The organism is Pseudomonas cyclaminis (genome assembly GCF_015163715.1).
Lineage (GTDB): Bacteria > Pseudomonadota > Gammaproteobacteria > Pseudomonadales > Pseudomonadaceae > Aquipseudomonas > Aquipseudomonas cyclaminis.
Genome location: NZ_JADDUM010000200.1, coordinates 1 through 15,492 on the forward strand (window position 1 = coordinate 1; position 15,492 = coordinate 15,492).

Below are 15,492 nucleotides of genomic sequence, written 5' to 3' on the forward strand. Positions count from 1 at the left end.
GGGGCTTTTTCAGCTACTGCTGATGCTTAGCGCGGAAACGCAGGCGGGTTAACCCCAGCCATGTCTTCCATCACGCGAACCACCTGGCAGCTGTAACCGAACTCGTTGTCGTACCAAACGTACAATACAACGCGGTTGTCCTGGCTGATGGTCGCTTCCGCGTCCACTACACCGGCGTGGCGCGAACCAACGAAGTCAGTGGATACCACTTCCTGGGAATTGACGAAGTCGATTTGCTTATGCAGATCGGAGTGCAGCGCCATGTAGCGCAGGTACTCATTCATCTCTTCACGGGTGGCGGCAGTCTCAAGGTTCAGGTTGAGAATGGCCATCGACACGTTTGGCGTCGGTACGCGGATCGCGTTACCGGTCAACTTGCCGGCCAGCTCAGGCAACGCCTTGGCAGCAGCGGTAGCAGCACCAGTCTCGGTGATGACCATGTTCAGCGCGGCGCTACGGCCACGGCGATCGCCTTTGTGGAAGTTGTCGATCAGGTTCTGGTCGTTGGTGTACGAGTGAACGGTTTCAACGTGACCATTAACGATGCCGAACTTGTCGTTCACCGCTTTGAGCACCGGCACGATGGCGTTGGTGGTGCAGGAAGCGGCGGAGACGATCTTGTCGTCAGCGGTGATTTCACCGTGGTTGATGCCGTGCACGATGTTCTTCAGCTTGCCTTTGCCAGGCGCGGTCAGAACAACGCGATCAACACCTGGGCAAGCCAGGTGCTGGCCCAGGCCTTCGGCATCACGCCATACGCCGGTGTTGTCCACCAGCAGGGCGTCCTTGATGCCGTACTGGGTGTAATCCACCTCGGACGGGTTCTTCGCGTAGATCACCTGGATCAGGTTACCGTTGGCGGTGATGGTGTTGTTTTCTTCGTCGATGACGATGGTGCCGTTGAACGGACCGTGTACCGAGTCGCGACGCAGCAGGCTGGCGCGTTTGGTCAGGTCGTTGTCGGCGCCTTTGCGCACAACGATGGCACGCAGGCGCAGGCCGTCGCCGCCACCGGTTTTTTCGATCAGGATGCGCGCCAGCAGACGGCCGATACGACCGAAGCCGTACAGCACAACGTCAGTGCCTTTGCGGGCAGCGGCGTTTTGCTGGCCAACCACATCGGCCATTTCTTCACGCACGAACTGCTCGGCGGTGCGGCCGGCGCCTTCCTTGCGGAATTTGTACGCCAACTTGCCCAGGTCTACCGAGGCCGCGCCGAGCTTGAGCTCGCTCATGGCCTTGAGCAGTGGGAATGTTTCGTGGACGGAGAGTTCGCTGTCGTCGGCAGAGCGATGGCGCGCAAAGCGGTGCGCCTTGAGAATCGCGATGACGGACTGGTTGATCAGGCTGCGGCCATAGATCGAGCTCACCACATTGTTATTGCGGTACAGCTGACCGATAAGCGGGATCATCGCTTCTGCGAGTGCTTCACGGTCGATCCATTCACCAAGACACTGGTCGGGCTTCTGAGTCACGGGAACCTTCCACATGTAGGGGCTGAAAAAAGGGGCTACATTATGCCGCCCGACCGCCCTCGTCGCAATGCGCGCCAGACAACAAAAAGTCCTTGCGAAAAAATACCGCCCCGCTACAGCCCAGTAAATACGCGGGTTCCAGAAGGCCACTAGTTGGGTGAGTCATCCGACTTGTCCGTAACCCTCCTAAACATTTGCGCTTTTTGGCACTACATATTGAGTCAAAACACGCCATTGTTTGTCTTAGCCACTACATTTTCTACAAACCGTAATAGGCACAGTCAGCAACTGACAGGCGGCACCTTGGCCCGTTACAATTACCGACTTTGTCGCAACGCTTGGAGCTCAACCTTCCGTGCCCGTTCTGCGTCTACCGCTACTCCCTGCCGCGGCAGGTAAACAGCACTGGGGCAATCTGCCCGGTGCCGCCCTGAGCCTGGCCATTGCCGAGGCTGCCAGCGCAGCCAAGCGCTTTACCCTGCTGCTCACCGCCGACAGCCAAAGTGCCGAACGGTTGGAGCAGGAGCTGAGCTTCTTCGCCCCCGATTTGCCGGTGCTGCATTTTCCCGACTGGGAAACCCTGCCCTACGACTTGTTCTCGCCGCACCAGGACATCATCTCCCAGCGCATCGCCAGCCTGTACCGTCTGCCGGAACTGGCCCACGGCGTGTTGGTGGTGCCGATTACCACGGCGCTGCATCGCCTGGCCCCGACCAAGTTCCTGCTGGGCAGCAGCCTGGTGCTGGATATCGGCCAGAAGCTCGATGTGGAACAGATGCGCACGCGCCTCGAAGCCAGCGGCTACCGCTGCGTGGACACGGTGTACGAGCACGGTGAGTTCGCGGTGCGCGGCGCGCTGATCGACCTGTTCCCGATGGGCAGCAAGTTGCCGTACCGCATCGACCTGTTCGATGACGAAATCGAGACCCTGCGCACCTTCGATCCGGAAAACCAACGCTCCATCGACAAGGTTGACTCGGTCAAGCTGCTGCCCGCACGGGAATTCCCGCTGCAAAAAGACGCGGTCACCCGCTTCAAGGCGCGCTTTCGTGAACGCTTCGATGTCGACTTCCGTCGCTGCCCGATCTTTCAGGACTTGAGCAGCGGGATTACCCCGGCCGGTATCGAGTACTACCTGCCGTTGTTCTTCGACGAAACCTCGACCCTGTTCGATTACCTGCCCCAGGACACCCAGGTGTTCTCGCTGCCGGGCATCGAGCAAGCCGCGGAAAACTTCTGGAACGACGTGCGTAACCGTTACGAAGAGCGCCGCGTCGACCCGTCCCGTCCATTATTGCCGCCGGCCGAGCTGTTCCTGCCGGTGGAAGACTGCTTCGCCCGCCTGAAAAACTGGCCGCGCGTGGTGGCCAGCCAGCAGGATGTGGAGGCTGGAAGCGGCCGTGAGCGCTTCCCGGCGGGAACGCTGCCGGACTTGGCGATTCAAGCCAAAGCCACGCAGCCCCTGGAGGCCTTGTCCAACTTCATCAGTGACTTCCCCGGCCGCGTGCTGTTTACCGCCGAGTCCGCCGGCCGCCGTGAAGTGCTGCTGGAGTTGTTGGAACGCCTGAAGCTGCGGCCAAAAACCGTCGACAGCTGGCCGGATTTTGTCAAAAGCAAAGAGCGCCTGGCGATCACCATCGCCCCGCTCGACGAAGGCCTGCTGCTGGATGACCCGGCCCTGGCGCTGATCGCCGAGAGCCCACTGTTCGGCCAGCGCGTGATGCAGCGTCGCCGTCGCGAAAAACGTGCCGACGCCAACAACGACGCAGTCATCAAAAACCTCACCGAACTGCGCGAAGGCGCGCCGGTGGTGCACATCGACCACGGCGTGGGCCGCTACCTCGGTTTGCAGACCCTGGAGATCGATAACCAGGCCGCCGAATTCCTCACCATGGAATACGCCGAGGGCGCCAAGCTCTACGTGCCGGTCGCCAGCCTGCACCTGATCGCCCGCTACACCGGCAGCGACGACGCCCTGGCGCCGTTGCACCGCCTGGGCTCCGAGACCTGGCAGAAGGCCAAGCGCAAGGCTGCCGAGCAGGTTCGCGATGTTGCCGCCGAGCTGCTCGACATCTATGCCCGCCGCGCCGCCCGCGAAGGCTATGCCTTCGCCGACCCGAAAGCCGACTACGCCACCTTCAGCGCCGGCTTCGCTTTCGAGGAAACCCCGGACCAGCAAACCACCATCGAAGCCGTGCGCGCCGACATGCTCGCGCCCAAGCCGATGGACCGCCTGGTGTGCGGCGACGTGGGTTTCGGCAAGACCGAAGTGGCCATGCGCGCCGCCTTTATCGCCGTACACGGTGGCCGCCAGGTCGCGATCCTGGTGCCGACCACCCTGCTCGCCCAGCAGCACTACAACAGCTTCCGCGACCGCTTTGCCGACTGGCCGGTGACCGTCGAAGTGATGAGCCGCTTCAAGTCGGCCAAGGAAGTGAATGCTGCCGTCGCCGACTTGGCCGAAGGCAAGATCGACATCGTGATCGGCACGCACAAGCTGCTGTCGGACGACGTAAAGATCAAGAACCTGGGCCTGGTGATCATCGACGAAGAACACCGCTTCGGCGTGCGCCAGAAAGAGCAGCTCAAAGCCCTGCGCAGTGAAGTCGATATTCTTACGCTCACAGCGACGCCCATCCCACGCACGCTGAACATGGCGGTGTCGGGCATGCGCGACCTGTCGATCATCGCCACGCCGCCGGCGCGCCGCCTCTCGGTGCGCACCTTCGTCATGGAGCAGAACAAAAGCACGGTAAAAGAAGCCCTGCTGCGGGAATTGCTGCGGGGTGGCCAGGTGTACTACCTGCACAACGATGTGAAAACCATCGAGAAATGCGCCGCCGACCTCGCCGAACTGGTGCCGGAAGCGCGGATCGCCATCGGCCACGGGCAGATGCGCGAACGTGAACTCGAACAGGTGATGAGCGACTTCTATCACAAGCGCTTCAACGTGTTGATCGCCTCGACCATCATCGAGACCGGTATCGACGTGCCAAGCGCCAACACCATTATCATCGAGCGCGCCGATAAATTCGGCCTGGCGCAGCTGCACCAACTGCGTGGCCGCGTCGGTCGCAGTCACCACCAGGCCTACGCCTATTTGCTGACACCGCCGCGCCAACAGATCACGTCCGACGCCGAGAAGCGCCTTGAGGCGATCGCCAACACCCAGGACCTGGGCGCAGGTTTTGTGCTGGCCACCAACGACCTGGAAATCCGTGGCGCCGGCGAACTGCTGGGCGACGGGCAGAGCGGGCAGATCCAGGCAGTAGGTTTCACCCTCTATATGGAGATGCTCGAACGCGCGGTGAAAGCCATCCGCAAGGGCGAGCAACCGAACCTCGACCAACCCTTGGGCGGCGGTCCGGAAATCAACCTGCGCCTGCCGGCGTTGATTCCGGAAGACTACCTGCCGGACGTGCACGCACGGCTGATCCTGTACAAGCGCATCGCTTCGGCCACCGACGAAGAAGGCCTCAAGGACTTGCAGGTGGAGATGATCGACCGCTTCGGCCTGCTGCCGGAACCGACCAAGAACCTGGTGCGCCTGACCCTGCTTAAATTGCAGGCCGAGCAGCTCGGTATAAAGAAAGTCGACGCCGGGCCGCAGGGCGGGCGGATCGAGTTCGAAGCGCAGACGCCGGTAGACCCGTTGGTGCTGATCAAGCTGATCCAGGGCCAGCCCAACCGCTACAAGTTCGAAGGGGCTACGCTGTTCAAGTTCATGGTGCCGATGGAACGTGCCGAAGAGCGCTTTAATACCCTGGAGGCGCTGTTTGAGCGCCTCATCCCGAAATCTGTTTGAAGGACGCCCCAATGCGCCTGTTCCGCATTCTGAGCTTGTTGTTGGTGGTACTGGCGCCTTCGGCATTTGCCGACAGCCCGTACCAGGTAGAAATGATCCTGGTGCGCCAAAATGCGGAACCGGTGATCAACAGCCGCGCCGCGCCGGAAAACTGGGATGCCGGGGCCGTGCGCCTGGGCGATAAAATGAGCCCGCCGCGCCTGAACAACATCGTCGACAAGCTCAGCGCCGATAACAGCTACACCGTGCTGGCGCACAAGGCCTGGGAACAGAACCTTGGCGAACAACCGGTCAAAATCGCGATCACCGACGGCCAGGAACAGTTCGGCCAGTTCCCTATCGAGGGCACGCTGAACCTGCAACTGGGGCGTTTTACCGATATCGACGCGCAATTCTGGGTCAATCAGTTCGACAGCAACGGCAGCGTGATTGCCAGCGAGCACCTGAACCAGACCGACGTGCGCACCAAGAACAACCAACTCAACTACCTGGATGGTGGCCACCTCGCACTGCTGATCAAGATCACTTCGCTGACCGCCAAGCCACCCAGCGCACCTCCGCCTGACATTCAGGACTGATCCAGCGCCATGCCCCTGACGTCGTCGTTGACCAAACCCCTGGCCCCTTCGTGGGCCAATCGCTTCAAAGAGCAGAGCCTGGAGCGCGGGCGACGTTACGCGCTGGAGAATCGGGTACGCATCGTCGAATCCGGTGACAGCACCATCATCGCCAGCTGCGAAGGCTCGGGCGGCAACGTGTACCGGCAAACCATCTCGCTGCGTGAATCGGCCAAGGGCTCGCTGATCCTGGTGGACAGCCGCTGCACCTGCCCGGTGCATACCAATTGCAAACATATTGCCGCCGTCTTGCTCAAGGTCCAGGAAACCCTGGCCTACCCGGCAGCCGCCCAGGATGCCGAGCTGTTGGAGAAGCTCCAGGCGGTGCTGGACAATCGCGTGGTGTTACCGCAAGTGGTGATGGAAGACGTGCCGCCGGTGCCGCGTTTGTGGCTGGCGAGTGTCGAGTTCAGTGCGTTTGAACCGCGCAACGGCAAAATGCAGCGCTACATCCAGCACCGTGCGGCGCTGTCGTTCAACTACTTGGGCAACTATGTCAGCGGGCAAAAGAACGCCGACATTATCGTGCGCCAGGAAACCCAGAGCCTGCGCATCAAGCGCCACCCGGAGCTGGAACAACCCTATCGCGAACAACTGCGCCTGCTGGGCTTCAAAATCGCCACGCGCCAGAGCAAGGCATTGCCGGAAAGCGCCGGCGAGCTGTTCGAGATGGTCAATGACAGCGCCTGGCTGAACTTCACCCTCAACGTTTCGCCCACTTTGCGCGCCGAAGGCTGGGAGTTGCAGATCGATGAGGATTTCGGCTTCGACCTGAGCCCGGTGGACGACTGGTACGCCACCGTCGATGAAGGCCATGAGCGTGACTGGTTTGACCTGGAACTGGGGATCATCGTCAACGGTGAACGGCTGAGCCTGTTGCCGATTCTGTTGAACCTGATGCGCTCTCACACCGAGATCCTCAACCCGGAAAAACTCGCACGCCGTCGCGATGACGAACTGATCCTGGTGAATATCCCTGGCCTGCCCTACGGCCACGGCCCACTGCAAGTGGCATTGCCTTACGGGCGCCTGAAGCCAGTACTGGCGACGCTTGGGGAGTTTTACCTACAGGAAGCCGGCACCACCACGCTGCGCTTGGCCAAGGCCGATGCGATCCGGTTGAACCCGCTGGAAGACCTGCCGCTGCAATGGGAAGGCGGTGAGAAGATCCGCAACTTTGCCCAACGCCTGCGGGATATCAAGGACTTCACCTGCGTCGCGCCCGAAGGCTTGAACGCGACCTTGCGCCCGTACCAGCAGGAAGGCCTGAGCTGGATGCAGTCACTGCGCCAGCTGGAGGTCGGCGGGATTCTTGCGGATGACATGGGCCTGGGCAAAACCCTGCAGACCTTGGCGCATATCCTCAGCGAAAAGATCGCCGGGCGCCTGGATCGACCGTGCATGGTGGTGATGCCCACCAGCCTGATTCCTAACTGGCTCGACGAGGCGGCCCACTTCACTCCGCAACTCAGGGTGCAAGCCCTGTACGGCGCAACGCGTAAGAAACACTTCGCCAATCTGCAGGATTATGACCTGCTGCTTACCACCTACGCGCTGCTGCCAAAGGACATCGACACCCTCGCTGCCCTGCCCTTGCATGTACTGATCCTCGACGAGGCCCAATACATCAAGAACCCGTCGAGTAAAGCGGCCCAGGCAGCGCGTGAGTTGAACGCACGACAGCGCCTGTGCCTGAGTGGCACCCCGCTGGAAAATCACCTGGGCGAGCTGTGGTCGCTGTTCCACTTCCTGCTGCCGGGCTGGCTGGGCGACGTAAAAAGCTTCAACCGCGATTACCGCGTGCCCATCGAAAAGCGCGCCAGCGAAGTGCGATTGCAGCACCTCAACGGTCGGATAAAACCCTTCCTGCTGCGCCGCACCAAGGAACAAGTGGCGACGGAATTGCCGCCCAAGACCGAAATCATCCACTGGGTCGACCTCAACGAAGCCCAGCGCGACGTTTACGAAACCATGCGCCTGGCCATGGACAAGAAGGTCCGCGACGAGATCACCCGCAAGGGCGTGGCGCGCAGCCAGATCATCATCCTTGAAGCGCTGCTCAAGCTGCGCCAGGTCTGCTGTGATTTGCGCCTGGTCAACGACGCCACGCTGCCCGCCCGTGGCAGCAGCTCGGGCAAGCTCGACAGCCTGCTGGACATGCTCGACGAGTTGTTTGCCGAAGGCCGGCGGATTCTGTTGTTTTCGCAGTTCACTTCGATGCTGAGCCTGATCGAAGCCGAACTGAAAAAACGCGGGATTGCCTACGCACTGCTCACCGGCCAAACCCGGGATCGGCGCACGCCGGTGAAGGACTTCCAGAGTGGCAAGCTGCAGATTTTTCTGATCAGCCTGAAGGCAGGCGGCGTTGGCCTGAACCTGACCGAAGCCGACACGGTGATCCACTACGACCCGTGGTGGAACCCGGCCACGGAAAACCAGGCCACGGACCGTGCGTATCGCATTGGTCAGGAGAAACCGGTGTTCGTGTACAAGATGATTGCGCGGGGCACGGTGGAGGAAAAAATCCAGCACCTGCAGAAGGAAAAATCCGACCTGGCAGCGGGCGTGCTGGATGGGCGCACCACCGGGGATTGGCAGTTGGGCAACGAGGATATCGAGGCGCTGTTTGCGCCGTTGCCCAACAAGCAAGAGAAGCGCTGACCGGCGGATCGCCATCGAGGGCAAGCCCCCTCCCACACTTGAATGTATTCACAAATCAAACTGTGGGAGCGGGCTTGCTCGCGAAGGGCACAACACGGTCTTCAGAGAGGCAACGGCGCAAACAGTGCCTCAATATCCCGCTGCTCCAGCTTCCAGCCGGCACTCGCGCCGCCCTCAAGCACACCGTCGGCCAATGCTGCCTTTTCCAATTGCAACGCCTGGATCTTCTCCTCGACCGTTCCACGCGCAATCATCTTGTACACGAACACCGGCTTGTCCTGCCCTATCCGGTACGCCCGATCGGTCGCCTGGTTTTCCACTGCCGGGTTCCACCACGGATCGTAATGAATCACCGTATCCGCTGCCGTCAGGTTCAAGCCCGTCCCGCCCGCCTTCAGGCTGATCAGGAACAACGGCGTCCTGCCGTCCTGGAAGTTTTTCACCGGCGTACGTCGGTCGAGGGTTTCGCCGGTCAGGATCGAATATTCAACCCCCCGTTGCTTCAACTCTTCTTCAATCAACGCCAGCATCGACGTGAATTGCGAGAACAGCAAAATTCGCCGGCCTTCACTGAGCAGTTCTTCGAGCATCTCCATCAAACTGCCCAGTTTCCCGGTTCCGGCCTTGGCCGCTTTGGTCGCGGGTGCCGATTTGACCAGGCGTAAATCGCAGCACACCTGACGCAGCTTGAGCAGTGCTTCGAGAATGATGATCTGACTGCGGGCCACACCGTGACGGCTGATTTCGTCACGCACTTTCTTGTCCATCGCCACGCGCACGGTTTCGTAGACGTCCCGCTGCGCATCGCTCAAATCCACCCAATGGACGATCTCGGTCTTGGGCGGTAACTCGGTGGCTACCTGTTCCTTCTTGCGCCGCAACAGGAAGGGTTTGATCCGCGCCGTGAGGTGCTGCATGCGTTGGGCATTGCCGTGCTTCTCGATTGGCGTGCGGTAATCGCGGTTGAAGGTTTTGCTGTCGCCCAGCCAACCGGGCAAGAGGAAATGAAACAGCGACCACAACTCACCCAGGTGGTTTTCCAGGGGCGTGCCGCTCAGGCACAGACGCTGGTCGCCGCCAGTTGCCGGGCGGCCTGGGCGGCCTTGCTGTTGGGGTTCTTGATGTTCTGCGCTTCGTCGAGAATCAGCACACTCCAGCACTGGGGCTGCAGCACTTCAAGGTCGCGCGGCAACAGTGCGTAGGTGGTCAGTACCAGGTCGTAATCGGTCAGACGGGTAAAATCGCCCTGACGCTGAGCGCCGTGCAACGCCAGTACCTTGAGCTGCGGCGTGAAACGCGTCGCTTCATCCATCCAGTTGGGAATCAGGCTGGTGGGCATCACCGCCAATGCAGGGGTTTGCAATCGGCCGGCCTGCTTTTCGCAGAGCAGATGGGCAAGGGCCTGCAGGGTTTTGCCCAGGCCCATGTCATCGCCGAGAATCCCGCCGACTTCCAGTTCACGCAGGGTCTGCATCCAGTTCAGCCCTTCGAGCTGATAGCCGCGAAGTTCAGCGTTCAGGCCGGTGGGAGCGGCTACATGGGCATGAGTGGAGTCTTTGAGGCGCCTGGCGAAATCACGCACGCGCTCACCGCCTTGCCAGACCAGGGGAAGACCTTCCAGATCGCTGAGCCGCGCGGCATCCGGGGCGCTCAAGCGCAGCGCGGTGCCCTCGGGAGCACGCAGGTAGAGTTCGCCAAGGGTCGCCATCAGGGGCTTGATACGACCGTAGGGCAGCGCAACCTTGGCGTACCCACCCGTTGAACCCAAGCTGACCAGCACTCGCTCGTCATCGCCACGTCCAGCCATATAGGTGGGATCCAGCAGCCTGGGCTGACGGCGCATCAAGTCGAGTACGATAGGCAGCAGGCTGTGGCGCTCACCGTTGACCTCGATTCCCAGCTCAAGGTCAAACCACTCGTGACCGGGCGATTCCTCGATGTCTGCGTACCAATGGTCCACGGCCGCCACGTCGTAGTAAAAACCCGGATGGAGGATGACCTCCCAACCCGCCTCTCGAAGGGCGGGCAACTGATGGTCAATGAAGTTTAACCAGGCTTCATCTGCGGGCAGGTCGAACATCTCGCCGGCACTTTCCGGCAATGCGCGCGTCTTGCGATTGACCTTGGCAAAGCCAAGTTTGGTCAGGACTTTGCGCAGGGCCTTTTCGGCCAGAGGCTTGCGTTGGATACGCTGGGTTTCATTACCGCTCAACACGTGTATTTCAGCGCCAACCTTATCGCTGGTCACGCTATTGCCATAACGAAAGGCCAGCGCGGCACGATGTTCGAGCGTCGGCATCTGCCTGCGAAATTCAGAGTTATAGGAATAGGATTCGTCGCTACCCAATGTCAGACGCGCCTGCGGCTCGAGCGTATCGATTATTCGCTCGGTCAACTCACGCGGCGGCGCAATTAGAGCGCCCGATGCACTGATGCGATGGCTGAATAACGCGACCTGGTTCGCCGGAATCTCGGGCAAGCTGGACAGGTGAATAGCAAGACGGTCGTCCATCTCATATTCAAGCGCCCCCAGCTCCATGATCTCCAGATTCAAATAATGAAGCGGTTTGAGCGGCAGAACTTCGTGCAGTTGCAGTTCGTCGCAGGACCACCGCGGTCGATAGCCACCGTCGGGCTGTACGGCCCAATTGAAGCGGGCAACACGCGTAGGGCCAGCATTAAGCGCCAACTGAGCATCAAAATCCACGAACAGCCGTTGGGTTTTGAGTGCCAGCTTCAGAATTTCTGCGCCGTCCTCACCCTCCAGCGCAAAACTACTGCCATAGCGTCCGTACGCTCGCCCGAGCAAGAGCAGCCGGCAGATGCGCTTGTCCACTTCAAGCAGGTAGCCTGGGGAACGTGCCAGGGTTTCTTCAAGGGTGTACAGCCCTTTGATTTCGCCGTAGCCACCTTTTTTCAGGGTGCGCGCCCGGTAGACCATCAGCGACCACCGGTTTGAGTAGGGGTCAGGATTAAGCTGGTACAGCAAACATGTGCTGCTGCTTTTGGGCAGCGCTTCAACCTCTGGAAGCGTGGCAGGAATATTGTTAAGCCATTGCTCGATCTGCGGACTGAGGCGGTCGCCAGGTGCGCTTTCTGACGCCCCCTGCTCATCCGACAGCGCAATCAGCTCAAATAAAACGGCTGCGGCATGCTTGCAATCTACCCCCACGGGGCACGTGCAGACGCAATCAATATCGGTCCAGTGCGGGTCGTCTTTAGCCCCCAGTGTGATCACCTGCGAATAGACACTGCCGCCAGAGCCCTTACATTTTGCGATGAGTCTCTGCGCCCCGACTTCAATGATCTGGACGCGACCTTCAACCACGTACTCAAAACCACGATCAAGTGTGCGAGGAGTGAAGTTCTCTTGCCAGTTCAGGCTACCGAGGCGTGTCATCAAGTTATTCATGGGTACACATCTTAGAGCCAACGCTAGAGAGATAAAAACGGATACTTCCTACCTACGAGTACGAATTGGCAGCTACTGAATTCAGATATCTCCGACGTTTTGAGTCTCAACTAAACAACCGTTATCACTCGATCAACTGAGCGGTGCGAAGCGCGCCCAACGCCCCCATCCAACGGGGATCCTGCTTGTAGTCCGTCGAGGCAATCGCCTGGCCGCGCATACGCGCAATGCGTGCCGAAGGCTTGACCTTCATCCGCTGTGCCGCAGTGAGGGCAAGCTCGGCAGCCGCCCGGTCATTGCACACCAGGCCCATGTCGCAACCGGCAGTCAGCGCCGCTTCAATCCGACTGGCCGCGTCGCCGACCACATGGGCACCAGCCATGGACAGGTCATCGCTGAAAATCACCCCGTCAAACTGCAGCTCACCACGCAGAATGTCCTGCAGCCAGCGGCGCGAGAAGCCGGCGGGCTGGTTATCGACTTGCGGATAAATGACGTGCGCCGGCATCACCGCCGCCAGTTGCTTGCTCAGGCGTGAGAAAGGCACCAGGTCGTTGGCCCGAATCTGTTCCAGGCTGCGCTCGTCATTGGGAATGGCGACGTGGGAGTCGGCCTCGGCCCAACCGTGGCCGGGGAAGTGCTTGCCGGTCGCGGCCATGCCGGCGCTGTTCATGCCACGGATAAATGCACCGGCGAGCACGGCGGCGCGCTCGGGGTCGCCTTCGAAGGATCGGGTGCCGACCACGGCGCTGCGCTGGTAGTCCAGGTCCAGCACGGGGGCGAAGCTCAGGTCCAGGCCGACGGCCAGCACTTCGGTGGCCATGATCCAGCCGCACTGTTCGGCCAGGTATTCGGCGTTGGGGTTATCCGCCAATGCACGCATGGCCGGCAGGCGCACAAAGCCCTGGCGCAGGCGCTGCACACGGCCGCCTTCCTGATCGACGGCCAGCAACAGGTCTGGGCGCACGGCACGAATCGCCGCACTCAACTCCCGCACCTGGCGCGGGTGCTCGATATTGCGCGCAAAAATGATCAGGCCGCCCACTTCAGGCTGGCGCAACAAGTGGCGATCCTCGGCCGTCAGCCAGGTACCGGCGACGTCGACCATCAAAGAACCTTGCAGGGCAGCAGTCATAAACCTTCCTTATATAACGCACACAACCCGTTGCCCTTGCTTCACGCGATAAGCGCAGCAAGCACAACGGGTTGCGAGTAAATAGCTGAATTCGACATGGCGGCTAGCTTAGCGGATGCAAGCTGCCGCGCACACCCGGAACGGTCAAACCTTGGCGGGAACCGGGACGGTTTTGCTGCGTGGACGCAACTGTGCAGCGGCCATGGCAGGGTCGGTCACGCCGGTTTCGGCGCGCATGCCGGCGGCGAGGAACGGCACCATCAGGCGCATGACCTGTTCGATGGAAGTATTGACGCCGAAATCGGTCTCGGCAATCGCACGCAATGCCTTGATCCCGGACATGCTGAACGCTGCCGCACCGAGCATGAAGTGCACGCGCCAGAACAGTTCGATAGGAGGAATACGCGGCGCCGCTTCGTTGACCAGCAACATATAGCGACGGAACACCTTGCCGTACATGTCTTCCAGGTAGCGCCGCAAGTGGCCCTGGCTCTGGCTGAACGCCAGGCCTAACAGCCGCATGAAGATCGACAGGTCGTTACCGCTGCGAGGCTGAACCACCAGGGCTTGCTCGACGAGAATCTCCAGCAGCTCTTCGAGGCTGGGTTTGTGGTCGGCCTTGGCTTGGCGACGCTCGAGTTCACGATCGAGACTGGCGCAGAACGGCCCCAGGAAGCGCGAGAACACCGCCTGGATCAGGGCCTTCTTCGAGCCGAAATGGTAGTTCACAGCGGCGAGGTTGACCCCGGCCTTGCTGGTGATCAGCCGCAATGAAGTTTCAGCAAATCCTTTTTCCGCGAACAATTGCTCGGCAGCATCGAGAATGCGTTCAACGGTTTCCGACTGGGCCATGACTACTCCGCCTGACAAACACTTGTTTGAAACATACGTTTCAGGGTGTGTCTTGTCAAGCCTGCGGGTTCGCTTTCCGGCCGGGCAGTCATCTATTTCATCACTATTTAATCACATCCTTACGGGTCTGTAGGCAGCGCTATCTCTGCGCTGTAGGAAGGATGGCCAACGACCGTCCAGCGGAGGCGAACAAAAGGATGATTGCCAAGTGCAGTTCACTGTATATAATCCCAGTCACTGTATAAAAAGACAGAGCGATCAACATGCTAAAACTGACGCCACGCCAAGCTGAGATTCTGGCTTTTATCAAGCGCTGCCTCGATGACAACGGCTATCCGCCGACACGAGCCGAAATTGCGCTGGAACTGGGGTTCAAGTCCCCCAACGCCGCTGAAGAACACCTCAAGGCCCTCGCTCGCAAAGGCGCGATCGAGATGACGCCCGGTGCCTCGCGCGGTATTCGCATCCCTGGCTTCGAAGCCAAGGCCGACGAATCGACACTGCCGATCATCGGCCGTGTTGCCGCTGGCGCGCCGATCCTGGCACAGCAGCACGTCGAGGAGTCCTGCAACATCAACCCCACCTTCTTCCATCCGCGTGCCGACTACCTGTTGCGGGTACACGGCATGAGCATGAAAGACGTGGGCATCTTTGATGGCGACCTGCTGGCCGTCCACACCACCCGCGAAGCCCGTAATGGCCAGATCGTCGTTGCCCGTATCGGCGATGAAGTCACCGTCAAACGCTTCAAGCGCGAAGGCAGCAAGGTCTGGCTCCTGGCTGAGAACCCTGAGTTCGCCCCAATTGAAGTGAACCTGAAAGATCAGGACCTGGTGATCGAAGGCTTGAGCGTCGGCGTCATTCGCCGCTAGAGGAGGCACCATGCAGCTCATACACACCCCACAACACACTCAACTGTCGCTGTTCGAGGCCTTTATGGCCCAACCCCTTGCGCCCATCCTCAAGGAAACGGTCGAGGCGCCCTGGAGCGCCGAACCCGAGGCGTTCAGTGAACTGTCGTTGCGCGGTGCGGCTGGGAGCTGCCTGAGCCTATTGGCGCCGATCCTTCGTGATCTGAGCGAAGAGCAAGATGCACGCTGGCTGACCCTGATCGCCCCACCCGCCAGCCTGACCCAGGCCTGGCTGCGGGACGCCGGCCTGAATCGTGAGCGTATCCTGCTGCTACAACCACGTGGTGCGCAAAGTGCGCAGCAGCTGACATGCGAGGCGTTGCGCCTGGGTCGTAGTCATACAGTGGTGAGCTGGTTGAATCCGCTGAATGCGGCGGCCAAGCAGCAATTGATCAGTGCAGCACGCACGGGCGATGCGCAGAGCTTGAATATTCGATTGGGATAAAAGGCAGGCCTGATAAGGGAACGGAGCGGGCTTCTGTGGTGAGCATGCTCATTATGGTGAGCTGGCTTTTGGTGCTGAGCGGGCTTGTTGTGGTGAGCAGGCTTGTTGTGGTGAGCGGGCTTGCCCCGCGCTGGGCTGGCGCCAGAGCCCCATCAAGCCGCCCCCGTTTTTCCAGACAA

8 protein-coding genes and 1 pseudogene are annotated in these 15,492 nt (G+C 60.4%); 5 read left to right on the top strand and 4 right to left on the bottom strand.

Annotated features, from left to right (window positions below; translation table 11 throughout):
• Positions 1-26: 26 nt before the first annotated feature.
• Positions 27-1,490: a glyceraldehyde-3-phosphate dehydrogenase gene (locus tag IQK56_RS23175; protein ID WP_122305844.1), complete on the bottom strand. Its 1,464-nt coding sequence runs from the start codon at positions 1,488-1,490 to the stop codon at positions 27-29.
• Positions 1,491-1,830: 340 nt separating this feature from the next.
• Between IQK56_RS23175 and mfd the strand changes: the two genes are divergently transcribed.
• Genes mfd through IQK56_RS23190 form a run of 3 tightly spaced genes read left to right on the top strand, consistent with a single transcriptional unit; the run spans position 1,831 to position 8,558 of the window.
• A complete protein-coding gene (gene mfd, locus IQK56_RS23180) occupies positions 1,831-5,280 on the top strand; it encodes a transcription-repair coupling factor (RefSeq protein WP_122305845.1) in 3,450 nt (1,149 codons plus the stop codon).
• Positions 5,281-5,291: 11 nt separating this feature from the next.
• The gene (locus IQK56_RS23185; RefSeq protein ID WP_122305846.1) at positions 5,292-5,858 is read left to right on the top strand and encodes a CsiV family protein; all 567 of its coding nucleotides are present in this window, start codon (positions 5,292-5,294) and stop codon (positions 5,856-5,858) included.
• 9 nt (positions 5,859-5,867) lie between these two features.
• Positions 5,868-8,558 carry a DEAD/DEAH box helicase gene (locus IQK56_RS23190; RefSeq protein ID WP_193864080.1) on the top strand — a complete coding sequence of 897 codons (2,691 nt, stop codon included), beginning with the start codon at positions 5,868-5,870 and terminating at the stop codon, positions 8,556-8,558.
• Positions 8,559-8,659: 101 nt separating this feature from the next.
• Here the strand turns inward: IQK56_RS23190 and IQK56_RS23195 are convergent.
• From IQK56_RS23195 to psrA, 3 genes and pseudogenes are all read right to left on the bottom strand, one after another.
• Positions 8,660-11,970: pseudogene (locus tag IQK56_RS23195) on the bottom strand (DEAD/DEAH box helicase).
• 124 nt (positions 11,971-12,094) lie between these two features.
• Positions 12,095-13,105, bottom strand: coding sequence for a beta-N-acetylhexosaminidase (nagZ, locus tag IQK56_RS23200; RefSeq protein WP_193864079.1), 1,011 nt, complete (start codon positions 13,103-13,105; stop codon positions 12,095-12,097).
• Between the two features lie 144 nt (positions 13,106-13,249).
• Complete coding sequence (gene psrA / locus IQK56_RS23205; RefSeq protein WP_122306719.1) at positions 13,250-13,957, bottom strand: transcriptional regulator PsrA; 708 nt, start codon at positions 13,955-13,957, stop codon at positions 13,250-13,252.
• Between the two features lie 263 nt (positions 13,958-14,220).
• Between psrA and lexA the strand changes: the two genes are divergently transcribed.
• On the top strand, positions 14,221-14,829 hold the full coding sequence (gene lexA / locus IQK56_RS23210; protein WP_003172575.1) for a transcriptional repressor LexA: 609 nt from the start codon (positions 14,221-14,223) through the stop codon (positions 14,827-14,829).
• A 10-nt stretch (positions 14,830-14,839) separates the two neighbouring features.
• A complete protein-coding gene (gene sulA / locus IQK56_RS23215; RefSeq protein ID WP_122306718.1) occupies positions 14,840-15,313 on the top strand; it encodes an SOS-induced cell division inhibitor SulA in 474 nt (157 codons plus the stop codon).
• The last annotated feature ends 179 nt before the right edge of the window (positions 15,314-15,492 follow it).

Bases quoted from the DNA above. Each gene is read 5' to 3' on its own strand.
- sulA (WP_122306718.1), top strand. From the start codon at position 14,840: ATGCAGCTCATACACACCCCACAACACACTCAACTGTCGCTGTTCGAG.
- IQK56_RS23190 (WP_193864080.1), top strand. From the start codon at position 5,868: ATGCCCCTGACGTCGTCGTTGACCAAACCCCTGGCCCCTTCGTGGGCC.
- psrA (WP_122306719.1), bottom strand. From the start codon at position 13,957: ATGGCCCAGTCGGAAACCGTTGAACGCATTCTCGATGCTGCCGAGCAA.
- nagZ (WP_193864079.1), bottom strand. From the start codon at position 13,105: ATGACTGCTGCCCTGCAAGGTTCTTTGATGGTCGACGTCGCCGGTACC.
- IQK56_RS23185 (WP_122305846.1), top strand. From the start codon at position 5,292: ATGCGCCTGTTCCGCATTCTGAGCTTGTTGTTGGTGGTACTGGCGCCT.
- IQK56_RS23175 (WP_122305844.1), bottom strand. From the start codon at position 1,490: ATGTGGAAGGTTCCCGTGACTCAGAAGCCCGACCAGTGTCTTGGTGAA.
- lexA (WP_003172575.1), top strand. From the start codon at position 14,221: ATGCTAAAACTGACGCCACGCCAAGCTGAGATTCTGGCTTTTATCAAG.